Raw genomic sequence first — 23968 nt, 5'->3', positions numbered from 1 at the left:
CCTGCCCTGCCGAACTCGCATTCACAGGATAGGCGCCGCGACAGAGGGAGCAGTGCCATGTCCGCAGAGAACACGTCCACCGAGAAGGAGATCAACAACCTCCTCGCGCGCATCACGGAGACCTGGAACGCCGGCGACTCCGAGGGCTACGCCGGGCTCTTCACCGAGGACGCCGACTACATCACGTTCTTCGGCCAGCACCTGAAGGGCAGGCAGGCCATCGAGGAGGCGCACCGCGGGCTGTTCAAGCTCGACATCAAGCTGGCCGAGGGAGGGCCCGAGCCGATGGTCAAGTCGCTCACCGACGACGTCGCCCTGGTGATCGTGGGCGGCGCCGCGTTCATGAACGGCGAGCCGGACCCCAGCCGCGACTCGGCCATCACGATGACCGCGCTGCGCACACCGGAGGGCTGGCGGTTCGCCTCCTTCCAGAACACCCGAGTGCGCAAGCCATGAGAAAGCAGCTCATCGCCGAGGTCGCGGGAGTGATCGCGGCCCCGGTCGAGCAGGTGTGGCCGGTGGTGGTGGACAGCACGCCGAGGACGGAGCTGGGCGAGCACAGCCTGGCCTACCAGGGCGACTGGTGGTACCGCGGAGAGTGGTCGGTCACCACCGACCCCGAGGGCACGCGCCTGGTCCACCGCGTCTACAACGTGGCGGGCAACTACTGGGCCGTGGCCCTGGCCAACCGGCTGTTCATCGGGTTCGGCGAGCGTACCCGGCGGTCGTTCGCCGACGCGCTCAAGCGCGTCGGAAAGCGGTTGGGGTGCGCCACCAGACTGGCCTAGTCTGCCGGTCATGGAATGGGGACCACTGACCTTGGAGGACGCCCGGCCCGTGGCCGAGCTGTGGGCCGCGATGGAGGCCGAGGACCGGACGGGGGAGTTCCACGGCGTCGACGACGTCGTGGGACTCCTGTCCGGCGACCTGATCGACCTGGCCGAGGGCACGCTCGCGGCCAGGGACGGCGATCGGATCGTGGCCTTCGGCCACCTCCCGGTCAGGCAGTCCGCCGACGGCGTGCACCTGATGCACCTGGCGGGCGGCGTGCACCCCGCCTACCGCGGGCGGGGGCTCGGCAGGCACATCATCGACTGGAGCATCCGGACGGCGCCGGGGTTGAGCGAGAGGGCCTATCCCGGCGTCCCTCCGGAGCTCCAGCTCGACGTCTACGAGGGCCGTGACGACCTCGCCGCGCTGCTGGAGGGCGCCGGGTTCAGCGCCGTGCGCACGTTTGCCCGCATGACGCGGAGCCTGTCGGGCGACCTGCCCGTGCCCGTGCCGCCGGCCGGCGTGTCCGTCGCCGCCTGGACGCCCGAGCTGGACGACGGCGCCCGCGACGTGCGCAACGAGGCCTTTCTCGACCACTGGGGGAGCGTGCGCCACACGCCCGAGAGCTGGCGCGCCATCATCACCGGCTCCAGGAACTTCCGCCCGGAGTCGTCGTTCGTGGCGCTGGCCGGCGACCGCGCCGTGGGCGTGCTGATCACCTACTTCTTCGCGGCCCAGCCGGTCCCGGCCGGCGAGCGGCAGGCGTGGATCCACATCGTCGGCACGCTGCGGGAGTGGCGCGGCAAGGGTGTGGCGAGCACGCTGATCGGGCACGCCCTCGCCACGTTCATGGATCAGGGGTACGCGAGCGCCGGGCTCGGCGTCGACGCGCACAACCCCACGGGAGCGGTGAGCGTGTACCGCCGCGCCGGGTTCGAGATCGTCAGGCGGCTCACGACCTACGCCCTGCCGGTCAAGCCGGCCTGACGCTCCCGCGGGGGAGCCTGAGAGCATTTCAGGGGAAATTTCGCGATAAATCCGGAATCTGCGTACACGAGGGTGCCGTCGTGCAGCAGCGCGATGTCCCGCGCGATCGGCAGGCCCAGCCCGGCCCCGCCCGCGTCCCTGGCCCGCGCCTCGTCCAGCCGGGTGAACCGGGCGAACACCGCCTCCCGGTGCTCCGGCGGGATCCCCGGCCCGTCGTCCCGCACCTCCAGCACGGCGAGCCCCTCCTCCGCGCGCACGCGTACCCGCACGGTCGAGGCGGCGTGCCGGACCGCGTTGTCGGCCAGGTTCGTCACCAGGCGGTCGAGGTGCGCGCGCGAGCCCTTCATCACCACGTCCGGCTCGATGTCCAGCTCCACCCGCACGCCGGGTCGGCGCCTGGCCCGCAGGGACTCCTCGGCGGCCACCTGGCCCAGGTCCAGCTCGGCGGTGCGCAGCGGCTCGCCGGCGTCCAGCTTGGCCAGGATGAGCAGGTCGGCGGCCAGCGACTGCAGGCGCTCGACGTCGGCCAGGGCCTCTCGGGTGAGCTCGCTGGGCTCGGCAAGCTCCAGCCGCGCGCGCAGGGTGGCGATGGGGCTGCGCAGCTCGTGCGCCGCGTCCGCGACGAACCGCTTGTGCGTGTCCACCGCCGTCTCCAGGCGGTCGAGCGTGCCGTTCACGGTGGTGGCCAGCGCGGCGATCTCGTCCTTCGAGCGCGGTACGGGCACGCGCTGGTGCAGGTCGCGGGCCGTGATGTCGGCCACCTTGGCCCTGATGGCGGCCACGGGGGCGAGCGCGCGGCCCACCGAGAGCCAGGTCATCGCGGCCACCACCAGCAGCACCGCGGGCACGCCCGGCAGCAGCGCCCCGTACAGCGTGCGCAGCGCCTCCTCGGCGCCGTCCAGGGAGACCCGCGACCAGACCGTGGCCGGCCCGCCCGCCGTGCTCACCTGAAGTCCGGCGACGGCGTACTCCTGCGGCTCCGCCCAGCCTGCGGCCGGGGCAGGCTCGCCCTTGGTGAGGATCAGGTCGGGGTCGGCGAACGTGGCCGTGGTGCCGTCCGCGAGGCGCACGACGCCGGCCCTGCCCGCGACCGTGACGGGCCCCTCCGGTGCCGGGGCGGCGGTGCCGGGCGTGGACGGGACGGCGGTGCCGGGCGTGAACGGGGTGGCGGGCACGAGCTCCATGGTCTTCGCGTACGGCACCGCCGCCACGGCCCTCCTGGCGGCCTCCGCGTCCGCGTTGCGCTGCAGCGTGCCGCGCAGGACCGTCACCAGCGCCAGCGCCGCCAGCCCCAGGGCGAGCGCGACCACCAGCGTGGCGGCGACAGTGGCGCGCAACCGCACGGAGGACAGCCCCGGGAGCACGGGCCGCAGGCCGGCCGGAACGAGCCGCAGCCGCCCGAGCACTGGTCGCAGCCGGTTCACGCCGCCTCCAACCGGTAGCCCGCGCCCCGGACCGTCATGAGCGTCGTCCGCCCGAACGGCACGTCGATCTTGCGGCGCAGGGCGCTGATGTAGACCTCGACGATGTTCGGGTCTCCGTCGTAGGAGAAGTCCCACGCCTGGGCCAGCAGTTCGCTCTTGGAGACCACCTCACCGGCCCGGCGCGCGAGCGCGTGCAGCACCGCGAACTCCTTCGGCGTCAACGCCACCTGCACCTCGCCCCTGCTGCACTTCAGCGCGGCGGGGTCCACGACGAGATCCCCCACGGTGATGGAGACCGGCCGCTCCCGCCCGCCCCGCCGCACCAGCGCGCGTAACCGGGCCAGCAGCACCACGTACGAGAACGGCTTGGCCAGGTAGTCGTCGGCCCCGTTGTCGAGCGCCTCGGCCTCGTCGTAGATGCCGTCCTTGGCGGTGAGCATCATGATCGGCGTCCAGTCGCCCGCCTCGCGCAGCCTGGAGCACAGCGCGTACCCGTTCATCCTGGGCAGCATCACGTCCAGGACGATCACGTCGTACGTGTTCTCGGTGGCCATCCACAGCCCGTCGCGCCCGTCGTGGGCCACGTCCACCGCGAAGCCCTCGCCGGCCAGGCCGCCCTTCACCAGGTCGGCCAGCCGCTCCTCGTCCTCGACCAGTAGCACTCGCACACCGACCAGGGTGCCTCAGCCGACCTAAAGCGAACCTGAAGATCATTTCAGGTCTCTTCAGGTTCTCGCGGGGTTCGCTCCGGGATCGTCAGGGGGTCCGACCGACTCCAGTGAGGAGAACCCATGTTCAAGCGACGTCTCGCCGTGCTCGGCGCGGTCGCCGTACTCGCCGTCACCGGCCTGGCGGGCTCCGCCCTCGCCGATGACGCGGCTCCGGCCCCGGCCGGCGCGGTCACCTGCACGACGGCCGACGGCAAGACCGTCACCCTGGCCGAGGCCAAGCCGGCGGGGGAGATCGGCAAGATCATCGCGCGGGACGGGATCAAGGCCGTCAAGCGCGGCGACACGGTGGAGATCCAGGCCCTCGGCCCGGAGGACGCCCCCAAGGCTCCCGAGGCGGCGCTCGCCGTGCCGGCAGAGCCGGCGCAGCCGGTCACGCCCGGCGGGGAGCCCGCGGAGATGCTGCCTGCCGAGCCGGGCAAGGCGGGCACCGTGCACGTGAAGCCAGGGGAGGAGGCTCGCGTGTACGGGGAGGCGCCGGTCGACGGGCCCGAAGGCTTCGCGCGTATGATGAAGATCATCTGCAAGAAGGCGGACTGAGGCAGCGGTCCTCTGACACGAAAGCGCGCCCCCGGCTCGTGGCCGGGGGCGCGCCTTCCGTGCTTGGCAGCGCCGCATCAGGACATCTTGCGCGATGTCTCATCCGCCTTGTCAGCCATCCGCTCGGCGGATTCGGCGGCTCTGTCCGCCCTGTCGCCGACCCAGCGTGTCGCATCCGAGGCCGATTCCTTCATGTGCTCGGTCCACTGCTGGGCGTTGCGGCGGTAGAACATGTAGCCCATGGCCCCCACCGCGACACCGGTCATCAGTACGAGCATGGGCCATCGCCGCGCCCGCATGGGCGTGGGCTCGATCTTCCTGGCCGCCCGGGTCAGCATCGAGCTGACCATGGGGGCGACCTGCTGCTCGAACCCGTGCGCAGCGGACCTGAGCCGCGGCGCCGCCCAGTAGCGGGCGTCCTCGAAGCGCTGGGCGGCGGCCACCTTGGCCTGGTCCGCCCTCGGCGCCATCCGCTGGCCGGTTTGTACGGCCCGGGCCTTCATTCGGCCCATTCGCGTGACCGGTATTTCGACGGTCACGCGGCGTCTGTTCATTGTCCGGGACACGACAACCTCCCCTGTCGTTGGGGCCCCGAGCCTGACCTTCCCTGGACAAGGCGGCTCAATCATGGCGCGCCGTGGGAGGATGGCCCAGAAGGCCCAACGGCCGTACGACTCACAACATCACGAACCAACCCTGTGTACAGAGGGGGGCAGCTGTCTCGTGGCTGAGAAGCTGATCGCTAACCTGCAGACCAATCGCGGCAATATCAAGATCGAACTCTTCCCCACCAAGGCGCCGAAAACGGTGCGCAACTTCGTCGACCTCGCCGAGGGCGGGCGCGAGTGGACGCACCCGGGCACCGGCGAGAAGAGCACCGGCCGCTACTACGACGGGACGATCTTCCACCGGGTCATCTCCGGCTTCATGATCCAGGGCGGCGACCCGCTCGGTCAGGGCATCGGCGGGCCGGGCTACGAGTTCGACGACGAGATCCACCCGGAGCTGTCGTTCGACCGCCCGTACCTGCTGGCCATGGCCAACGCGGGCGTCCGCTTCGGCAAGGGCACCAACGGCTCGCAGTTCTTCATCACGGTCGTGCCGACGCCGCACCTGAACCGCAAGCACACGATCTTCGGCGAGGTGGTCGAGGGGCAGGACGTGGTGGACGCCATCGCCAAGACCCGCACCGACCGCCGCAACGACCGGCCGGTGGAGGACGTCATCCTGGAGTCGGTCACCATCGACCGCGTCCAGTCCTGACGTCGCCCTGACGGAGGGGGAGTCCCGCCGGGGGCTCCTTCCCCGGGGCCCGAGGCGTTCGGCCGGCGACTCCCTCCCGGGGCGTCCGGCGGGCGGCCCCTTCGCGGCCCCTTCCAGGGCGGTTCGGCGTTCTCGGGGCGTTCGGCAGGGCGCGGGACACGCGGGTACGTCATAGGCTTTCGGCATGACCAGCCAGCCGCCGCCCAGCCCGCCCCCGCAGCCCGAGCAGCCCGAGCAGGCGGTGCCGACGTGCTACCGGCACCCCGACAAGGAGACCTGGGTGCGCTGCCAGCGGTGCGAGCGCCCCATCTGCCCCGACTGCATGCGCGACGCCTCCGTGGGCTTCCAGTGCCCCGAGTGCGTGGCCGACGGCAACAAGGGCATCCGCCAGGCCAGGTCCGCCTTCGGCGGCAACCTCGTGCGCACGCCGATCGTGACGTACACCATCCTCGTCGTCACGCTCCTGGTCTACGGCGCCCAATACCTCCTCGGCAACGAGGTCACGAGCACGCTGGCCATGCAGCCGTTCAGCGTGGCCGCCTTCGGCGAGTACTACCGGCTGTTCACGGTCGCGCTCGTCCACGGCGGGATCTTCCACATCCTGTTCAACTGCTGGGCGCTCTGGGTCGTCGGCCCCTACCTGGAACGCTCGTTCGGCCACGTGCGCTATCTGGCGCTCTACGTCATCAGCGCGATCGGCGGCTCGGTGCTCAGCCTCTGGGCCGACTCGCCCGGCGCCGCCTCGGTCGGCGCGTCCGGCGCCATCTTCGGGCTGTTCGGCGCCACGTTCGTGGTCGGGCGCAGGCTCAACCTCGACGTGCGCTACGTGGCCGGGCTCATCGCGATCAACCTCGTGCTCACGTTCGTGCTGAGCAACATCAGCTGGACCGGACACGTCGGCGGCCTGGTCACGGGCTCGCTGCTGGCGGGCGCGCTGGCCTATGCCCCCAGCAACAACCGGACACTCTGGCAGGTGCTGGCGATCGTGGGGGCGGTGGTCGTGCTGGCCGTGCTCGTGATGATCAGGGCATCGGCCATCGTCGCCATGCTGAGCTGACTTTCCTCAGGCTGTGGAAAAAACTGTGGAAAGAACTAACGCCAGCGGGTGGAAAGCACCACACCGAAGATGATGAAAACAAACCCGATCAGCAGATTCCAGTTCTGGAGGTCGCTGAGGAACGGCGTCTCCGGGGCGACGTAGTAAACGGCGATCCACAGGATGCCGATGATCCACGCCACGACCATCGTGGGCGCCAGCCAGCGAGGGCTGATCTTGACCTGCTGCGACCTCTGCGGCGGCGTGTAGACCGCCTTCTTGCGAGCCTTGGACTTTGGCACTGGTAACTCCTGCTGAGGGCCTGGGCTTCCGGATCGTCCGCAGGCTCTGCGTTAAGCGTAGTTGAAGTCCCGTCAGGATATCCGCCACGCGCGGGACATGGCGATCCCGGACTGTCATATGTCGCCCGAATACGCTGATCGCATGCGGGCCATGCTCCGGGCCGTGGGGGAGACGAGCATCACCGCGGGCCTGATCCTGATGCTGTTCTGCGCGTACCTGCTCTGGGGCACCGGCGCGTACACCAAGTCGCAGCAGGTGCGCCTCCAGCACGAGCTGGCGGCGAGGAAGGAGATCAGGACCGCAAAGCCGGGCGAACCCGTCGCCCTGCTGCGCATCCCCAGGCTGGGCTCCGACTACGAGTACGCCGTGGTCGAGGGGGTGGACGCCGAGCACCTGAAGAAGGGCCCCGGGCACTATCCCGACAGCGCCATGCCCGGCCAGATCGGCAACTTCGCGGTGGCGGGCCACCGGACCACGTACGCGGCGCCGTTCAACGAGCTGGACGAGCTCGAACGGGACGACGAGATCATCCTGGAGACCCGCGAGGCCCGCTACACCTACCGGGTGACCTCGCACGACATCGTCGAGCCCGACGAGATCGACGTGTTCGCCCCCGTGCCCGGCAAACCAGACATCCGGCCCATCCGCGCCTTCATCACGCTGTCCACCTGCCACCCCGAATACTCGGCCGCCCAGCGCCTCGTCGTGTACGGGGTGCTCAAGGACACCGAGCCGAGAAAGGAGTGACGACGTGTACGTCTGGCTCTGGCGCAAGCTGCCCGGCACCACCCGGACCAAGGTGCTGACCGCCGCCGTGCTGGTCGCCGTCGCGGTGGCCGTACTGTGGTATGTCGTGTTCCCGCTCCTCGAGCCCATGGTGACGCTTGACGAGGTGACCGTAAGGAAATGAGCCGCGTGCTGGTCGTGGACAACCACGACAGCTTCGTCCACACCATCGTGCAGTATCTGCGCGAGCTGGGCGCCGATTGCGACGTGCGCCCGCGCGACGACGTGCGCGTGAGAGACGCCGACGGCTTCGACGGCGTCCTCATCAGCCCGGGGCCCGGCACCCCCGAGGCGGCCGGTGTCAGCGTGCCCCTCGTCCGCCACGCGGCCGAGAGCCGCCGCCCGCTGCTCGGCGTCTGCCTCGGTCACCAGGCCATCGCCGTCGCGTACGGCGCCACCGTGTCCCGCGCGCCCGAGCTCGTGCACGGCATGACGAGCGCCGTGGCCCACGACGGCAGGGGCGTGTTCGAGACGCTGCCCTCACCCGTGCGGATGACCCGCTACCACTCGCTGGCCGTGGTGCCCGCGACCGTGCCCGAGGTGCTCGACGTGACGGCCCGCACCGAGGACGGCGTCATCATGGGCCTGCGGCACCGTGAGGCGCCCGTGGAGGGCATCCAGTTCCACCCCGAGTCGGTGCTGTCGGAGCACGGCCACCGGCTGCTGCGGAATTGGTTGCGCGGAATCGTGTAACGAAGCTCACGCTTCGGACGACAACCTAGTGAGCGTCCCCGCCGTTGCCCCCGAGCGGCGGGGGCGTTTTCTGTGTGCGCGGATCTTCAGTTGTCCGGAAGTGCCCGCATCTTCGGTTCCTCGGGACGGCCCCGGAAACGGCGAAGGGCCGCCCGCGGAACGGGCGGCCCCTCCGGTGCCTCAGTTTCCGCCGAGGCCCTCGTCACCGATCGGGTTGTCCGGCGGCGGCTCGTCCTGGTTGGGGAAGTCGCCCGACCCGTCGTCCGTCGGCAGGTCCGTCGGCTCGTCCGACGGCTCGTCCGTGAAGGGCGGCTGATCCGTGCCGCCGGTCTCGGGACCGCTGGAGACCACCAGCGTGATCGTCGTGCCCGGCTGCTGCTTGGCGCCCTCGCCCGGGTTCTGCTGGATGACCGTGCCCTCGGGCACGTCACTCGGCTGCGGGACGACCTTGACCTTGAACCCGGCGGCCTTGAGCCGCTTGGTGGCGTCCTCGACCGTGAGGTCGATCACCGCGGGCACCTCGGAGAGCTCCTTGGGCACGTAGAGCGTGACCGTGCCGCCCTTCTCCAGCTCCTCGCCGGCCTTGGGCCTGGTGTCGATGACCGTGCCCTGCTCCTTCGAGGAGACCTTGGTCTTGACCGTGCCGCGCAGCCCGGCGGCCTCCAGTTGGCTCATGGCATCGGCCTGCGTGGCGCCGATGAGGCCGTCGGGCACCTTGACCTTCTCCGGGCCCTTCGACACGAACAGCTTGACGGAGGAGCCCTTCTCGACCTTGGTGCTGGCGGGCGGCTCCGTCTTGATCACGCTGCCCTTGTCGACGTCGTCACTGAAGTCCTGGACGACGTCGACCTTGAGCCCCAGGGTGACGAGCTGCTGCTGGGCGTATTTCGCCTCCTGGCTGGCCAGCGAGGGGATGCTGATCTGCGTGTCGCTCGGCGCGTCCTTCGAGGCGAACACCACGTAGCCCACCGTGATGAACGCGCCGATGATCAGCAGCGGGACGATGATCCACAGCGCGGTCTTGACGGCCTTGCCTCCGCCGCCGCCACTGGCCCTGCGCCGGGAGCCCCGGCCGCCGCCTCCGCCCTCGTCGTACTCGTACGGCGGGACCGCGGTCGTGCGCTGCGTGGCCGGGCCGTGCCCCGCCTGGGTGGCGGTCATCATGCGCGTGCCCTGGCCGTAGTTGCCGGTCATCGCCATCGTCTGGGCGTCGACCGGCATGCCGGACATCGCCCGCTGGATGTCGGCCCGCATCTCGCCCGCGCTCTGGTAGCGATGGGCCGGGTCCTTGGCCATGGCCTTGAGCACGATCGCGTCGGCCCACGCCGGGATGTCGCGGTCGATCTGCGACGGCGGGATCGGCTCCTCGCGCACGTGCTGGTAGGCGATCGCGACGGGCGAGTCGCCGGTGAACGGCGGCTGCCCGGTCAGCAGCTCGTAGAGCAAGCACCCGGTGGAGTAGATGTCGCTGCGCGCGTCGACCCGCTCGCCGCGCGCCTGCTCCGGCGACAGGTACTGGGCAGTGCCGATCACCTGGGCCGTCTGCGTCATCGTCGCCGCGGAGTCGGCCATGGCGCGCGCGATGCCGAAGTCCATCACCTTGACGTCGCCCGCGCGGGTGATCATCACGTTGGCCGGCTTGATGTCGCGGTGCACGATGCCGCCGCGGTGGCTGTAGTCGAGCGCCCGCAGGATGCCGTCGACCAGCTCGACCGCGCGCTCCGGCAGCAGCCGCCGGTCCTGGCGCAGCAGGTCGCGCAGCGTCCGGCCGTCGACGTACTCCATCACGATGTACGGCACGGGCGTGCCGTCGGTGGCATCCTCGCCGGTGTCGTAGACCGCGACCACGGCCGGGTGGTTCAGCGACGCCGCGGACTGTGCCTCGCGGCGGAAACGGGCCTGGAAGGTGTGGTCGCGCGCCAGGTCGGACCGGAGGGTCTTGATCGCGACTATGCGGTCCAGCCGGATGTCTCGGGCACGATACACCTCGGCCATGCCGCCACGCCCGACGACACCGTCGAGCTCGTAGCGACCTCCGAGTAGCCGAGGCTGAGTCATTTCCTGCACTGTCCCTTACCGTTCATCTTGGGTACCGGCCAGCTCGGGGGGCCGCCGGTGTCCATCATCGACCCCATAACGCATCACGTCTCCTCCTTGGACGGGTTTGTAGCACCCGGGTCCGGCGAGGCGGTGGGTGTCGGAGTTGTCGGTCTAGTGGTGGGCGTTGGGGTCGGTGTGGGTGTCGGGGTTCGCGTAGTCGGGGTCGGTTTGGGCGTCGGCTTCTTCGTAGGAGTTGCCGACTTGCTTACCGTAGCCGACCGCGAGGGTATAGGCCTCTGCGACTTCACGGGAACCACGGGCTGTCGCCGGGTGCGTTTCTTCTTCGGCGTGGGCGTCGGCTGCTCCGACACGCGCGCCGACGGCCTGGTCGGCTCGGCCACGTCGGGCGGCGGCGCGGGCGGTGGGCTGCTGGCGAACGTGATGGCGCTGAGCCCCACGGCGGCCAGGCAGCCGGCCGCCGCCACCATGGCCAGCGAGCGCCGGTGCCGCTTCCTCCCGGCCGGCTCGACGCGCATGGTCGCCTCGCCGAGGTGGTCGGTCACCTGCTCGTCAGCCCGCTCGTCCACCGCACCCGGCTCGCGTACGCGGAAGCCTCCCGGGTCGGTGAGCATGCTGAGGTCGGCGCCCGGCCCGGCCGTGGCCAGCGACTCGCGCAGCACGTAGGCCCGGTCGGCCACCTCCATGGCCGTGGCGGGCCGCTGCTCGGGCTCCTTGGCCAGCAGCGACATGACGAGCTCGCGCACCGCCGCCGGCACGTCCACCCCGAGCGGCGGCGGCGCCTCGTTGAGGTGGAGCAGCGCGATCGCCACCTGGCTGTCGCCCCGGAACGGCGGGCGCCCGGCCAGGCACTCGTACGCCACCACGCCCAGGGAGTAGAGGTCGGTCGAGGGCGTCAGCGGGAAGCCCTGGGCCTGCTCGGGGCTGACGTACTGGGCGGTGCCGAGCACGGTGCCCGTCTGCGTGACCGGCGCCGCCTCCAGCGCCCTGGCGATGCCGAAGTCGGTGACCTTGATGGTGCCCTCGGGCGTGACCAGCAGGTTGCCCGGCTTGATGTCGCGGTGGATGATCCCGGCGGAGTGGGCGGCGTGCAGGGCCTTGGCCGTCTGGTGCACCACGTCGAGGGTCACTTCGGCCCCGATGGCGCCGTTTCGCGCCAGGATGGCCGACAGCGGCTCCCCGTGGACCAACTCCATCACGAGGTAGGCGAGGTCGCTCTGCTCGCCGTAGTCGAAGATCTGCGCCACCCCGGGATCGGCCAGGGCCGCGGTCAGACGCGCCTCGTTCCTGAACCGCTCGCGGAAGGCCGGGTCGGCGTAGATGTGGCTCCGCAGGATCTTGACCGCCACCTCGCGCCCGAGCAGCTCGTCGCGGGCACGCCAGACCTCTCCCATACCGCCCGTGGCGATGCGGGAGATCAGGAGGTAGCGGTTACGGAGCCGCATGGTCCAGCAGGTTACCGTCACTCACTTGTTCAGCACCGCCTCCAGCACGGCCTTTGCGATCGGCGCGGCGGTGTGGCCGCCGGTCGCCTCCGCGCCGACGTTGGCCGCCCCCGACTCGACGATGACCGCGAGGGCCACCTTCGGGTCGTCGGCAGGCGCGAAGGAGATGAACCAGGCGTGCGGAGGCTGACCGTCGGTGGTCTCCGCGGTGCCTGTCTTACCCGCTACTTGGACGCCGGGGACCTGCGCCAGGTTGGCGGTGCCGTTCTGCACGACGCTCACCATCATCTCACGGAGCTTGGCCGCCGTCTCGGAGCTGACGGCCTCCGTCAGCTCGTCATGTTCGGCCTCGTCGACGGTGTCGCCCTTGGCGTCGGTGATCTTGTTGACGAGGTACGGCTTCATCACCTTGCCGTCATTGGCGATGCCCGCGGCGATCATGGCCATCTGCAGCGGCGTCATCCGGTTGCTGCGCTGCCCGATGGAGGCCATGGCCAGGGCCGCCTTGTCCTCCTCGTCGCCGAAGTCGCTGTTGGCCACCGACATCGGCACGGCGATCGGCAGGCCCATGCCGAACTTCTCGGTCTGCTCCTTCAGCGCGTCGTAGCCCAGCTCCATGCCGATCTTGGCGAAGGGCGTGTTGCAGGACCTCTCCAGCGCGTACACCAGCGTGACCTGGCCGGAGCCGCAGGCCGCGCCGCCGTAGTTGGGCAGGCTGATGTTCGTGTTGGGCAGCGGCAGCCGCTGCGGCGCGTCCACGGTGGTCTGCGGGCCGCGCGAGGAGTCGTCCTCCAGGAAGGCCGCCGCCGTCACGACCTTGAACGTCGAGCCGGGCGGGTAGGTCTGCTCGATCGTACGGTTGAGCAGCGGCTGGCCCTTCTCCTCGGCCAGCTCGTCATAGCGGGTGAAGACGTCCCCCTTGTCGGTGCCCGACAGCTCGGCCGGGTCGTAGGTGGGCAGCGAGACCATCGCCAGGATCCCGCCGGTCTTCGGGTCGAGCGCCACCAGCGCGCCGCGCTTGCCGCTCCCGCGCAGCGCGTCGTAGGCCGCCTTCTGCGCCTTCGGGTTGATGGTGAGGTCGACGTTGGCGCCCTTGGTCGGCTCGCCGGTGAACAGGTCGATGCTCCGCCGCAGCAGCAGGTCGGCGCTGGAGCCGTTGAGCAGCTGGTTCTCGGACCGCTCGATGGCGCTCTCGCTCTCGGGCGAGAAGAAGCCGGTGACGTGCGCGTAGAGCTTGCCCTCCGGATATTTCCTGACGAACTTGAACCTGGGGTCCTTCGTCTCGACGGACTCCGCGAGCACCTTGCCGCCCGCCGTGATCCGGCCGCGCTCGATCGCGTAGCGCTCGTAGTAGTTGCGGGTGTTGCGGGCGTCCGAACGCAGCTCCTCCGCGCGCACGGCTTGCAGGAAGTTCACGTTGATCATCAGCAGCGCGAACATGGCCAGGCACGCCACGGCCACGCGCTTCAGGGTGCCGTTCATCGCTGGAACACCTGCGTCAGTCCTTCGTTCTGGATCGCCTGGGGCGGAGGCCGCCGTGCCGTATCCGACATGCGTACCAATAGCGCGATAAGGATCCAGTTAGCCAGCAGCGCCGAGCCACCCTGCGACATGAACGGGGTGACCAGGCCGGTCAGGGGGATGAGGTTCGTCACGCCGCCGACGATGATGAACACCTGCCAGGCGAGGATGAACGACAGGCCGCCCGCCAGCAGCTTGGAGTAGGGGTCGCGGGCCGCGAGCGAGGTGCGCAGGCCGCGCTGCACGATCAGCGCGTAGATCATGAGCAGCGCCATCAGCCCGGTCAGGCCGAGCTCCTCACCCGTGGCGCTGAAGATGAAGTCGGAGAACGCCAGCGGGATCAGCTCCGGGTGCCCCTGGCCCAGACCGGTGCCCAGGATTCCGCCCGCGCCCAGCCCGAACAGGCCCTGCATGATCTGGTAGCTGCCGCCGAACTCGCGGGAGTAGTACTCGTCGGAGCCGGGGTCGAGCCACACGTCGAACCGGTCGCCCACGTGGCTGAAGAGCTGACCGGCGAGGAACGCGCCGCCGACGAACAGCAGGATGCCGATCAGCACCCACGACGTGCGCTGCGTGGCGACGTACAGCATGACCACGAACGCGCCGAACAGCAGCAGCGACGAGCCCAGGTCCTTCTGCAGGACGAGCACGCCGATGGCGACCGCCCACGTGATGATCACCGGGCCGAGGTCGCGGGCCCTCGGCAGGTCGATGAAGAGCAGCCGCCGCCCGGCCAGCGCGAGCACGTCACGCTTGGCCACCAGGTAGCCGGCGAAGAAGATGACCAGCGCGATCTTGGCGAACTCCGCCGGCTGGATGCTGGCCGAGCCGAAGCCGATCCAGATGCGCGCGCCGTTGATCTCCTTGCCCAGCCCGGGTGTGAGCGGCGAGATGAGCAGCACGACGCCCACCAGCCCCGCCGTGTACGTCAGCCGCTGCAGGGCCCGGTGGTCGCGCAGCACCAGCAGCGTCACGCTGAACAGCACCACGCCGATGCCCGTCATGATGATCTGGTTGGTGGCCGAGGCGCCCGGCATCTTCGCCGCCTCCAGCCGGTAGATCATCACCAGGCCGAGGCCATTGACTAACGTCACCAGCGGCAGGATCAGCGGATCCGCCCAGGGGGCGAACTTGGCCAGGACGAGGTAGGCGGCCAGCACCAGGCCGCCCAGGCCCAGGCCGTACGTCAGCATGCCCGCGGGCACCGAGCCGGTCATCGCCAGGCCCACGTTCGCGTAGGCCCCCATGACGATCGCCACGGCAATCGCGAGCATGACGAGCTGGGCCCCGCGGCGCTTGGCCGGCATCGGGACCGGAGAGACAGCGGCTTCGCTCATCACCGTTGCTTCGTCTTGGTCGCGCTCGCGGATGGCGTGGGCGACGTGGTGGCGGTCGTCGCGGGGGTGTCGCCGCCCTTGTCGTCCTGCTCGAACTTCAAGGCGTTGATCTTCGTCATACCCTCGTCGACATTGGTCACCGGGATGCCGCTCCTGATCAGTGCCTGGTCGGCCTCGGACAGCTGGGACAGCTGCCTTCCCGTGGGCTTGCGGACCTCGAACAGCTGGATCGGCCCCAGCTCCTTCTTGATCCCCTGGAACACGACCACTTCGTCACCCCTAGCTCCGACGAAGAACTGGTCCTGGGTCCACCGGTATCCAAAGAAACCGACGCCGCCGACGGCGACGATGCCGACACCGAGCACGGTGACCAGCACGGGCCACAGACGACGGCGCCTGCCCGAGCTCCGGGGCGCCTCGGCCACCGGCTCGTCGAGCTCGTCGTCAGCGATCACCGGCTGGGGTGCGGTCACCGCGCTCGATCGCCCCGGCGGGCCGTCCTGCGGGCTCCCGTGCAGCCGGGCCATGCCGGCCGCGCCCACGATGGACGCCTCCGCCTGCGCCTGCTGCTCGTCGATGATCTCCACCACGTCGGCGAGCACGCACGTGATGTTGTCGGGCCCACCTCCCCGGTTGGCGAGGTCGATGAGCTGGCGCACGACCTCCTCGGGATCGTCGATGTTGGTGAGCGTGGCGTGCAGCGTCTCCGCGCTGACCACGCCCGACAGGCCGTCGGAACAGAGCAGGTAGCGGTCGCCCACCTGCGCCTCGCGGAGCGTCAGGTCGGGATCGACCTCGCCGCTGCCGTCGAGCGCGCGCAGCAGGATCGAGCGCTGCGGATGCGTGGCCGCCTCTTCCGGCGTGATGCGCCCGTCGTCCACCAGCTGCTGAACCAGCGTGTGGTCATGGGTGATCTGGTAGAGCTCCCCGCGCCTGAGCAGGTAGGCGCGCGAGTCGCCGACATGCACCAGAGCCACCTGGGTGCCGTGCCAGAGCATGGCCGTGAGAGTCGTGCCCATGCCTTTGAGGCTGGGATCCCGCCCCACCATTTCGTGCAGCCTGCGATTCGCGTCGCGTACCGCTGCCTCGATGGCGTTGAGCAGGTCACCCCCCTGTTGGGCCTCTTCAAGAGAGGCCATGGCGGCGATGGCGACAGAACTCGCCACCTCGCCGTGTGCGTGCCCGCCCATGCCGTCGGCGACGGCGAGCAGGCGGCCGCTAGCGTACGCCGAGTCCTCGTTCCCTTCGCGGAGGAGGCCGACGTCCGAGCGGGCGGCGTAGCGGAGTGCGATGGTCATTTGCGCAATTCAATGACTGTCTTGCCGACGCGGATCGGAACACCGAGCGGCACCGGGGTCGGGCGGGTGACTTTCGAGCGGTCGAGATACGTGCCGTTGGTCGAACCGAGATCTTCCACGATCCACTGACCGTCCTGGGGAAAGAGCCGGGCGTGCCGGCTGGAAGCGTAGTCGTCCGTGACTACCAGCGTGGCGTCATTGGCCCGGCCTATCGTGATGGGCGTCTCCGTGAGGTTAATGGTGGTGCCCTGGAGAGGGCCACCGGTAACGATGAGCTGGCGTGGCTCGCCCTTCTTGCTCTTGGGCTTCACCACCGGTTTGGCGGGTTTGCCGCCCTTGCGAGGGCCGGCCGGCGCCGTGCGTGAACCGAACAAGTCCGTCCGGATCACGCCGACTGCGGCAACGACGAAGAACCACAGCACCGCCAGGAAGGCGAGCCGGATCAGCAGCAGCGTGAGCTCGGACATGGACCGTTTGTCTACCCCTAATCGCGCCGGAACACCAGAGTCGTACGCCCCAGCGTCACTCGCGTGCCGTTCTGGAGCTCGATCCTGCGTACCGGCTGGCCGTTGACGAAAGTGCCGTTGGTGGACCCGAGATCGACGAGAGCCACCGTCTGGCCCTCCACCCGCAGCTCCGCGTGGTGCCGCGAGACCCCCGGGTCGACCAGACGAAGATCGCAGTCGGTGCCCCTTCCGAGCAAGGTCACCGGAGTGGTCAGCTCGTAGGAACGGTCGCCCTGCGGGTCGTCCTGGGTGGAGACGAGCAGCCGCGGCCGCCCGTTGAACGCGTGCGGTCTCGACGGAGGCAGGTCGCTCGCCGGCTGGCGGATCTCGTCCTGCTCGACCGTCGCGCCGCGGATGACGCCCGACCTGATGCGGAACAACCCCACAGCGAGGTCGCCGGCCGTCTCGAAGCGGACCCGGACCGGTCCCACAAAGGAGTAGCCCTGCTCCTTGGCGTACTCCCTGGCTAGGTTCGCCAGCTCGTGGCTGATGCTGTCGGCGTAGACCTCAAGCCGTTCGCTGTCGGTCGTGGACAGCTCGACCACGAAGTCGTTGGGCACGAGCGTGCGACCCTGAGCGACGATCGCCGCACGCTCATCCATCTCCCGCTGAACCGCGCTGGCGACCTCGACCGGCTGAAGGTCAGATTTGAACGCCCGCGCAAAGGCTCCCTCAACCAAGCCTTCGAGCCTTCGCTCGAAGCGCTGAAGGACTCCCACCGGGTACCTCCCTTCCTCCGTGCATATGATCGCGGCCCCCAGACGCGCCCGGCGCCCGGTTTCCGCTCGTTCCACGTCACGGCGTCCCTGGCGCTCGTCGGCTGTCGCGCCCAGCTCCTCCGCTCCCGTGTCTTATGCGATCGTATCCGGGTTCAGTACCACTGGCTGTTCCGTGCTAGTGTTCTTTCCGCACCCACAAGGGCGGGTGGCGGAACGGCAGACGCGCACGGTTCAGGTCCGTGTGTCCGAAAGGACGTGAGGGTTCAAATCCCTCCTCGCCCACTCGGTGACTGGGGACTCTTGGTCGCAATCCTTTCAGGATTGCTCCCTCGGGTCCCCTCGTCATTTCTCCCGGGGGATGACCCCCGGACCCCCAGCGTCTTTCGGGGGAGTTCCCCCGAACCCCCCTGTGCGGGGGTTTCCCCCGCTGCCCCCATACTGCTGGGGTTTCTGCTTGTGGCCCCATCCTGCTGGGGTTTGCTACCCCCATCCTGCTGGGGTTTCTGCTTGTGCAGGTCCACACTGGCGAAGTGTTTGCTCGATCGCAAGAGGGAGCGGGGTTTTTGGGGGGTGCTCCCGCTTTGAATTGTGGGTTAGGTCACAGTCTGGGTTCTGGTGTCCAGGAGTTCGCCCAAGAGGTCCGTCAGGGTCACCATGCCCACCACTTCGTTGTGCTGGTTGGTGACCAGGGCCAGGTGAGCCCTTGCTTCCTGGAGGGTTGTCACCGCTTCCGGGACCTGGGTGGTCGACGGGAGTTTCGGGACCTGCCTGCTCAGGTCCGCTGCTGTCTTGGTTGGTTGAAGGAGAGCGTCCCTGGCGTGGAGGGCGCCGGTTTTGCCTACCAGGAGTCTCAGGTGGCCGCTTTGGGCCGCAGCTTGCTTGATTTGCTGGGCCGTTGCCGTGGGCGCGACACTTGCTGCCTTTTCTATGGGGACCATCAGCGGTTCGATGCCTTCGTCGCCCAGTCTCAGAGCTCTTGTCAGGAGGTCGTGTTCCTCTCTGTCCAGGAGGCCCATGCGGCCTGACTCGCCCACGAGCATGGCCAGCTGGCGGGGGGTTCTGGTGGTGGCCAGTTCGTTGCGGGGCTGGACGCCGAAGGCCCGCAGGATGGCGTTCGTCAGCGCGTTCAGGGCCGACAGGAGGGGGCGCATCAGCCAGGTGAAGGCCCTGAACGGGAGGGTGAGGAGGAGGACCGATCGCTCCGGGTGGGTGAGTGCCCAGGATTTCGGGGCCATCTCGCCCACCACCATGTGGAGGAAGGTGACCAGGGCCAGGGCGATGGTGAGGGCTATCGGGAGGCGGAGTGACTCCGGGATGCCGATCGTCGCGAACACCGGTTCGAGGGTGTGCTCGATGGCCGGTTCCGTGACCTGGCCCAGGCCCAGGGTGCAGAGGGTGATGCCCAGCTGGGCGCCCGCGAGCATGAGCGAGAGCTGCTTGCCGCCGCCTATCGCCGACCTGGCCGTCATGCGGATCAGGCGGTTGTTGTTGCGGGCGGCTATCTCCTCCAGGCGGTGGCGCCTCGACGAGACGAAGGCGAACTCCGCGGCCACGAACAGGGCGTTGAAGGCCAGGAGGGCGAGGCTCAGGAGCAGGAGGGTCATCGGGTCGCCTCCGCGTGCTGGACCGGGGCCACGCGGACCCATTCGGGGACCCTGCGGTTGAGCGACATGACCGTCAGCTCCGCCAGGTTCGGCCGGGACTCTTCCTCGTCCGCGAAGGGGTCTGCCTGGCTGTCCATCTCCACCGTCACCTTGTCGCCCTCTTCGGGCATCCTGCCGAGCTTGGCCAGGACCAGGCCGGCGAGGGTGTCGTAGTCGTCGCTCTCGGGGAGTGCCATGCCCGTCGCGCGTTCCACCTCGTCCAGGCGGAGCGCGGCCGGGACCTCCCAGACGCCGCCAGGGTGCTCCACCACGCCGGCCGGCTCCGGGTCGTTCTCGTCCACGAGCTCGCCGACCAGCTCCTCCGCCAGGTCCTCCACCGTGATCACGCCGGCCAGGCCGCCGTACTCGTCGATGACGCAGGCCATGTCGTCCTTGGCCACCCGCATCCTGTCGAGGACCGCCGGCAGCGGCAGCGAGTCGGGGATGAGCAGGGCCGGCCGGGTGACCGCCGCGATCGTGCCCTCCTCCAGGCCCGACGCGATGAGCTCACGGACGCCCGTCACGCCTGTCACGTCGCCGTCCTCGTCGAGGACGGGGTAGCGGGAGTGGCCGCACTTGCGCATGATGTCGATGAGCGCCGCGATCTGCTGGTCCTCGCGCAGCGCCACGACGCGGGGGCGCGGGACCATGATCTCTTCCGCTGTCCTGTCGCCGAACTCCAGTGCCCGCTCCAGGAGCTCCGAGAGCCTCGGCGGCAGCTCGCCGGCCTGGGTCGACTCCTCGATGATGCGGGACAGCTCCTCCGGCGTCGCGCCGTGCTCGACCTCCTCGACCGGCTCGATGCCGACCCGCCTGAGCAGGCCCGTCGCAGCCGAGTCGAACAGCTTGACCACCGGGCCCACGACGGCCAGGTAGGCGAGTGTCGAGCCCGCCAGGAACTTGGCGACCGGCTCGGGCCTGGCGATGCCGAGGTTCTTCGGCGCCAGCTCGCCCAGGACCATCTGGACCACGGTCGCCACGAACACGCCGGCGGCCACCGAGAGGCCGGTGATCATGGTGTCGGGCATGCCGGTGTCGGCCAGCCAGGGCCGGACGATCGTGGCGATGGCCGGCTCGGCCAGGAAGCCCACCAGCAGCGCCGTGACGGTGATGCCGAGCTGGGCGCCGGAGAGCATGAAGGACAGGCGGGAGGTGACCTGAAGGGCCTTTTCCGCGGCTTGGTCGCCCGCGGCGGCCTGCTCGCGCAGCAGGGCGCGGTCCGCGGCTACGAAGGCGAACTCCTGGGCGACGAAGTAGCCGGTCGCCGCCGTGAGGAGGAGAAGGGCCAGAAGGCCCAGATAGGCGCTCACCATGGTGAGCTCTCAGAGGAACCCGTGCCTGAGCACGGGCGAAGACTCCACGGGTCCGCAGCGGACACGATCATCCCTTCAAAGTAGGCGTCGTCCATAAACCGTAACGATGCCGGTGGCGTCTATGTTTCCGGAGTGACTCTCCGCTGGTTCCGCGTACTTTTCCGTGGGAAAACCTTGCCGGAAAGTCTTCACTGCCTGGGGGTTGGACGTAGCGTCTATGTCAAACGAAGGGAAGAAATCGAGTGTCTGAGGACGACCGGACGCGGGCCATGCGCTCACCTGGTGACGGCCGCCCGCTGCCGCCGAGAGGCGGCGACGGCCTGCGCTCGGGGGGTGCGCCGGCCCATCAGGTGCCGTACGCCGGGCAGCCCGGCGCGCCCACGCACAAGCTTCCCGCTCCTCCGCCCTCTGACCCGCCCAGGGCCGGCTCCCGCGTCTACGGGAGGGAGCGCTCCGGCAACCGTCCGATGCGGCCGCTGCGTTCCAGGGACCGCGAGCCCGATTCCACCGCTCCGCGGTCGCCGCGCCGGCGGCTCTCCGGCAAGACCGTTCTGAAGATCCTGGCGGGGTTGCTCGTCGTCCTGCTCGTGGCCGCGGTCGGGCTGTTCTTCTGGATCGACTCGCGGATCACCGGGATCGAGGGCGTGCTCGACGACTACGAGGGCCGTCCCGCCGACACCCCCGGCACCAACTGGCTGCTCGTCGGCTCCGACAGTCGCAAGGGGCTGACGGCCGCGCAGCGCAGGAAGCTGGCCACGGGGCGCGCGGTCGGGCAGCGTACCGACTCCATGATGCTGCTGCACATCCCCGACACCGGTGACAAGCCGTCGCTGGTCAGCCTGCCGCGCGACTCCGCGGTCTCCATCCCCGGCAAGGGGCGCGACAAGCTCAACGCCTCCTACAACGGCGGGCCGAAGCTCCTGGTGCGCACCGTGGAGACGGTCACCGGGGTGCACATCGACCACTACATGGAGATCGGGTTCGCCGGGTTCGTCAACATCGTGGACGCCATCGGCGGGGTCGAGATCAATGTACGGGCCGCCGTGGACGACCCCAAGGCCGGGCTCAAGCTGAAGAAGGGCACGCAGGTGCTCAACGGCTCCCAGGCCCTCGGCTACGTGCGCACCCGCAAGGGCGGCGCGCTGCCCGACTTCGAGCGGACCAAGCGGCAGCGGCAGTTCCTGGGCGCGGTCGTGAAGAAGGCGGCCAGTCCCGGTGTGCTGATCAACCCGTTCCAGTCGATCCCGCTGGCGATGAGCGCCACCGACGCGGTCGCGGTCGACGACGGGACGGGGGCGTTCGACCTGCTCTCGCTCGGCCTGGCGATGGGCGACAGCCCCGTGACCACCGTGGTGCCGTTCGGCGGCACCGAGAGGCTCGCGAACGGCGGCGAGGCGATCAAGTGGGACCGCACGAAGGCCCTGGCCCTCTTCGGGGCGCTTAAGGAGGACAAGCCGATCCCGAAGGACATCCTCGACAACTAACCTCCGGTTCATGAGCATTTCGGAGACGTTGCACGCCATCGGCCGCCCGCTGTTGAAGGCCCAGCTGGAGCATCCCACCGTGGCCGGGATCGGGCGGGGCGACCTGCCCGAGCCGGTGTTCAGGTCGTGGCTGGAACAGGACTACCTGTTCCTCCTCGACTACGTACGGGTCTTCGCGCGGCTGGCCTGGCAGGCGCCCGACGGGCACCTGGGCGACCTGGTGGACCTGGCGCACGCCACGTACCACGACGAGTTGAGCCTGCACCGGTCGATGTCGGCGGAGTTCGGGGCCGACCTGGAGGGGGCGGTGAAGGGGCCGGCGTGCGCGGCGTACACGGCGTTCCTGCTGGAGTCGGCCGGCTCTTACGGGGAGGGGCTGGCCGCGCTTTATCCGTGTATGTGGGGATATTCGAGTCTCGGGCGCATATTGGCGGAGAATCCGCCTGCTGAGCCGAGGTATCGGGCTTGGGTGGACACGTACGCGGACCCGGGGTTCGCGGCGCTGACCGCGCGCATCGGGCAGATGATCGACGAGGCGGAGCCCGATCCGGCCAGGGCGCGGGCGCTGTTCGCCGAGGGGATGGCGCACGAGCTGGCCTTCTGGGACGTGCCCTGAATCCACAGGCTGTGGACAGCCCGGTGAGCGCCGTACGCTGGGGACATGCCGGAACTTCCCGAAGTGGAGTCACTCACCCACTTCCTGCGCGAGCGGGCGGTGGGCCGCACGATCCTGGCGGTGGACGTGGTGGCCGTGCAGGCGCTCAAGACGTTCGATCCGCCCGTGACCGCGCTCGGCGGGCTGACCGTCACGGGCGTGTCGAGGCACGGCAAGTTCCTCGACCTCGACTGTGACGGCCTCCACCTGGTCATCCATCTGGCCAGGGCGGGGTGGCTGCGCTGGCGCGACGACCTGTCCGGCGCCAAGCCGGTGCGCCCGGGCAAGGGCCCGCTCGCGGTGCGCGTCCGGCTGGCGCCCGACGAGGAGGGGCCGGCGCCCGGGTTCGAGCTGACGGAGGCCGGGACGCAGAAGCGCCTCGCCGTCTATGTCACGAAAAATCCGGACGACGTCCCTGGCATCGCCGCCCTCGGCCCCGACCCTCTCCACGAGTCCTTCACCGTGGACGCGCTCAAGCGCATCGTGAGCGGCAACCGTACCCAGATCAAGGGGCTGCTCCGCGACCAGAAGGTCATCGCCGGCATCGGCAACGCCTACTCCGACGAGGTGCTGCACGCGGCCAGGATGTCGCCGTTCAAGATCGCCTCGTCGCTGACGGACGCGCAGATCGCCGACCTGCACGAGGCCATCGTGACCACGCTGGGGGAGGCGGTGGAGCGGGCGCACGGGCTGGCGGCCAAGGACCTCAAGGCGGAGAAGAAGTCGGGGCTGCGCGTCCACAACCGGACGGGGCAGCCGTGCGACGTCTGCGGCGACACGATCCGGGAGGTGTCGTTCGCCGACTCGTCGCTGCAGTACTGCCCCACCTGCCAGACCGGCGGCAAGCCCCTCGCGGACCGGCGGCTCTCCCGGCTGCTCAAATGACCTTCCGAGCCACGGAAACGGCCAAGAGGGCGCTCGTCACGGCGCCCGGCCCGTTGGCCTTCACGACCGGCCATGACAGACGGGAACCGACGTCGGCGCGTGCGGGCAGCCCGGCGCAGCCGTAACGGAAAGACTGTTAGCTGGCGTCGGCGCGTGCGGGCAACCCGGCGCAGCCGTAAGAGAAGAGTTGTTACAGGGGATGATGGTGGGATGAACGTTCCTGAGATCGAGGCCGGGGCCGTGCCGGCGGACGCATATCTGCTCGATGTTCGCGAGCAGGAGGAGTGGGTCGCCGGGCATGCGCCCGAGGCGGTGCACATTCCCATGACGCAGATTCAAGGCCGGGTGGACGAGGTCCCCGGCGACCGCACCGTCTATGTCGTCTGCCGGGTGGGCGGCCGGTCCCTGCAGGTGGCGGCCTGGCTCAACCAGCTCGGGCGCGACGCGGTCAACGTCGGCGGCGGCATGCAGTCGTGGGAGTACTCCCGCCGTCCGATGGTCAGCGAGACCGGGCAGCCGCCGTTCGTGGCGTAAAACACAGGTAATCGCCCACTATGGCGTTTTTTGCGCCAC

At 69.6% G+C, this 23968-nt stretch carries 26 protein-coding genes and 1 tRNA gene; 14 read left to right on the top strand and 13 right to left on the bottom strand.

The window, feature by feature from the left end:
* Nucleotides 1-57: 57 nt before the first annotated feature.
* Genes FH608_RS05950 through FH608_RS05940 form a run of 3 tightly spaced genes read left to right on the top strand, consistent with a single transcriptional unit; the run spans nt 58 to nt 1758 of the window.
* Nucleotides 58-456: an SgcJ/EcaC family oxidoreductase gene (locus FH608_RS05950; RefSeq protein WP_139629236.1), complete on the top strand. Its 399-nt coding sequence runs from the start codon at nt 58-60 to the stop codon at nt 454-456.
* On the top strand, nt 453-788 hold the full coding sequence (locus FH608_RS05945) for a hypothetical protein (RefSeq protein ID WP_139629234.1): 336 nt from the start codon (nt 453-455) through the stop codon (nt 786-788). The genes FH608_RS05950 and FH608_RS05945 overlap by 4 nt, the downstream gene beginning before the upstream one ends.
* Before the next feature lie 10 nt (nt 789-798).
* Nucleotides 799-1758, top strand: a complete 960-nt coding sequence (locus tag FH608_RS05940) for a GNAT family N-acetyltransferase (protein ID WP_139629232.1) — start codon at nt 799-801, stop codon at nt 1756-1758.
* Here FH608_RS05940 and FH608_RS05935 read toward each other — a convergent pair.
* Both FH608_RS05935 and FH608_RS05930 read right to left on the bottom strand, forming a co-directional pair.
* Complete coding sequence (locus tag FH608_RS05935) at nt 1731-3182, bottom strand: sensor histidine kinase (protein ID WP_226899046.1); 1452 nt, start codon at nt 3180-3182, stop codon at nt 1731-1733. The genes FH608_RS05940 and FH608_RS05935 overlap by 28 nt on opposite strands.
* Nucleotides 3179-3850 carry a response regulator transcription factor gene (locus tag FH608_RS05930; RefSeq protein ID WP_139629230.1) on the bottom strand — a complete coding sequence of 224 codons (672 nt, stop codon included), beginning with the start codon at nt 3848-3850 and terminating at the stop codon, nt 3179-3181. The genes FH608_RS05935 and FH608_RS05930 overlap by 4 nt, the downstream gene beginning before the upstream one ends.
* 123 nt (nt 3851-3973) lie before the next feature.
* On the opposite strand from FH608_RS05930, the gene FH608_RS05925 reads away from it, so the two are divergent.
* Nucleotides 3974-4450: a hypothetical protein gene (locus FH608_RS05925; protein ID WP_139629228.1), complete on the top strand. Its 477-nt coding sequence runs from the start codon at nt 3974-3976 to the stop codon at nt 4448-4450.
* A 77-nt stretch (nt 4451-4527) separates the two neighbouring features.
* Here FH608_RS05925 and FH608_RS05920 read toward each other — a convergent pair whose 3' ends face one another.
* On the bottom strand, nt 4528-4962 hold the full coding sequence (locus FH608_RS05920; protein ID WP_139629226.1) for a hypothetical protein: 435 nt from the start codon (nt 4960-4962) through the stop codon (nt 4528-4530).
* A 211-nt stretch (nt 4963-5173) separates the two neighbouring features.
* On the opposite strand from FH608_RS05920, the gene FH608_RS05915 reads away from it, so the two are divergent.
* Both FH608_RS05915 and FH608_RS05910 read left to right on the top strand, forming a co-directional pair.
* Nucleotides 5174-5713 carry a peptidylprolyl isomerase gene (locus FH608_RS05915; protein WP_139629224.1) on the top strand — a complete coding sequence of 180 codons (540 nt, stop codon included), beginning with the start codon at nt 5174-5176 and terminating at the stop codon, nt 5711-5713.
* 184 nt (nt 5714-5897) lie between these two features.
* The gene (locus FH608_RS05910; RefSeq protein WP_193318259.1) at nt 5898-6770 is read left to right on the top strand and encodes a rhomboid family intramembrane serine protease; all 873 of its coding nucleotides are present in this window, start codon (nt 5898-5900) and stop codon (nt 6768-6770) included.
* 35 nt (nt 6771-6805) lie between these two features.
* Here the strand turns inward: FH608_RS05910 and FH608_RS05905 are convergent, their stop codons facing one another.
* Nucleotides 6806-7051, bottom strand: coding sequence for a cell division protein CrgA (locus FH608_RS05905; RefSeq protein WP_139629222.1), 246 nt, complete (start codon nt 7049-7051; stop codon nt 6806-6808).
* 142 nt (nt 7052-7193) lie between these two features.
* Between FH608_RS05905 and FH608_RS05900 the strand changes: the two genes are divergently transcribed.
* Genes FH608_RS05900 through FH608_RS05895 form a run of 3 tightly spaced genes read left to right on the top strand, consistent with a single transcriptional unit; the run spans nt 7194 to nt 8531 of the window.
* Nucleotides 7194-7799: a class E sortase gene (locus tag FH608_RS05900; protein WP_139629220.1), complete on the top strand. Its 606-nt coding sequence runs from the start codon at nt 7194-7196 to the stop codon at nt 7797-7799.
* A gap of 4 nt (nt 7800-7803) precedes the next feature.
* The gene (locus tag FH608_RS51275; RefSeq protein WP_193318258.1) at nt 7804-7962 is read left to right on the top strand and encodes a hypothetical protein; all 159 of its coding nucleotides are present in this window, start codon (nt 7804-7806) and stop codon (nt 7960-7962) included.
* Entirely contained in the window at nt 7959-8531 is a 573-nt protein-coding gene (locus FH608_RS05895; protein WP_139629218.1) for an anthranilate synthase component II, read from the top strand. The genes FH608_RS51275 and FH608_RS05895 overlap by 4 nt, the downstream gene beginning before the upstream one ends.
* A 180-nt stretch (nt 8532-8711) precedes the next feature.
* Here FH608_RS05895 and pknB read toward each other — a convergent pair whose 3' ends face one another.
* The 7 genes from pknB to FH608_RS05860 all read right to left on the bottom strand — a co-directional run bounded on the left by pknB (nt 8712) and on the right by FH608_RS05860 (nt 17415).
* The gene (gene pknB, locus FH608_RS05890) at nt 8712-10589 is read right to left on the bottom strand and encodes a Stk1 family PASTA domain-containing Ser/Thr kinase (protein ID WP_139629216.1); all 1878 of its coding nucleotides are present in this window, start codon (nt 10587-10589) and stop codon (nt 8712-8714) included.
* Nucleotides 10590-10672: 83 nt separating this feature from the next.
* Nucleotides 10673-12034, bottom strand: coding sequence for a serine/threonine-protein kinase (locus FH608_RS53745; protein WP_139629214.1), 1362 nt, complete (start codon nt 12032-12034; stop codon nt 10673-10675).
* A gap of 21 nt (nt 12035-12055) precedes the next feature.
* Entirely contained in the window at nt 12056-13516 is a 1461-nt protein-coding gene (locus FH608_RS05880) for a peptidoglycan D,D-transpeptidase FtsI family protein (protein ID WP_139629212.1), read from the bottom strand.
* A complete protein-coding gene (locus FH608_RS05875; RefSeq protein ID WP_193318257.1) occupies nt 13513-14892 on the bottom strand; it encodes an FtsW/RodA/SpoVE family cell cycle protein in 1380 nt (459 codons plus the stop codon). Before FH608_RS05875 ends, FH608_RS05880 begins: the two co-directional genes overlap by 4 nt.
* Entirely contained in the window at nt 14892-16190 is a 1299-nt protein-coding gene (locus FH608_RS05870) for a Stp1/IreP family PP2C-type Ser/Thr phosphatase (protein ID WP_139629210.1), read from the bottom strand. Before FH608_RS05870 ends, FH608_RS05875 begins: the two co-directional genes overlap by 1 nt.
* Nucleotides 16187-16657: an FHA domain-containing protein FhaB/FipA gene (locus FH608_RS05865; protein ID WP_139629208.1), complete on the bottom strand. Its 471-nt coding sequence runs from the start codon at nt 16655-16657 to the stop codon at nt 16187-16189. Before FH608_RS05865 ends, FH608_RS05870 begins: the two co-directional genes overlap by 4 nt.
* Nucleotides 16658-16674: 17 nt before the next feature.
* Nucleotides 16675-17415: an FhaA domain-containing protein gene (locus tag FH608_RS05860; protein ID WP_026214157.1), complete on the bottom strand. Its 741-nt coding sequence runs from the start codon at nt 17413-17415 to the stop codon at nt 16675-16677.
* A 199-nt stretch (nt 17416-17614) separates the two neighbouring features.
* Here FH608_RS05860 and FH608_RS05855 point away from each other — a divergent pair.
* Nucleotides 17615-17697, top strand: a tRNA-Leu gene (locus FH608_RS05855).
* A 311-nt stretch (nt 17698-18008) separates the two neighbouring features.
* On the opposite strand, the gene FH608_RS05850 is transcribed toward FH608_RS05855, so the two are convergent.
* Nucleotides 18009-19019 (bottom strand): hemolysin family protein, encoded by a 1011-nt coding sequence (locus tag FH608_RS05850; RefSeq protein ID WP_139629206.1) that lies wholly within the window; start codon nt 19017-19019, stop codon nt 18009-18011.
* Complete coding sequence (locus tag FH608_RS05845; protein ID WP_139629882.1) at nt 19016-20368, bottom strand: hemolysin family protein; 1353 nt, start codon at nt 20366-20368, stop codon at nt 19016-19018. Before FH608_RS05845 ends, FH608_RS05850 begins: the two co-directional genes overlap by 4 nt.
* Before the next feature lie 245 nt (nt 20369-20613).
* On the opposite strand from FH608_RS05845, the gene FH608_RS05840 reads away from it, so the two are divergent.
* The 4 genes from FH608_RS05840 (at nt 20614) to FH608_RS05825 (ending at nt 23929) form a co-directional block, all read left to right on the top strand.
* On the top strand, nt 20614-21855 hold the full coding sequence (locus FH608_RS05840; RefSeq protein ID WP_226899044.1) for an LCP family protein: 1242 nt from the start codon (nt 20614-20616) through the stop codon (nt 21853-21855).
* Nucleotides 21856-21865: 10 nt separating this feature from the next.
* On the top strand, nt 21866-22471 hold the full coding sequence (locus FH608_RS05835; protein WP_139629204.1) for a TenA family protein: 606 nt from the start codon (nt 21866-21868) through the stop codon (nt 22469-22471).
* Between the two features lie 45 nt (nt 22472-22516).
* Complete coding sequence (locus tag FH608_RS05830; protein WP_139629202.1) at nt 22517-23395, top strand: Fpg/Nei family DNA glycosylase; 879 nt, start codon at nt 22517-22519, stop codon at nt 23393-23395.
* Nucleotides 23396-23605: 210 nt separating this feature from the next.
* Nucleotides 23606-23929 carry a rhodanese-like domain-containing protein gene (locus FH608_RS05825; protein WP_139629200.1) on the top strand — a complete coding sequence of 108 codons (324 nt, stop codon included), beginning with the start codon at nt 23606-23608 and terminating at the stop codon, nt 23927-23929.
* The last annotated feature ends 39 nt before the right edge of the window (nt 23930-23968 follow it).

This window comes from Nonomuraea phyllanthi, from assembly GCF_006334985.2.
Classification (GTDB): Bacteria; Actinomycetota; Actinomycetes; order Streptosporangiales; family Streptosporangiaceae; genus Nonomuraea; species Nonomuraea phyllanthi.
Note: the sequence above shows the minus strand (reverse complement) of the source record. Positions and strands in the feature narration are given on the sequence as shown.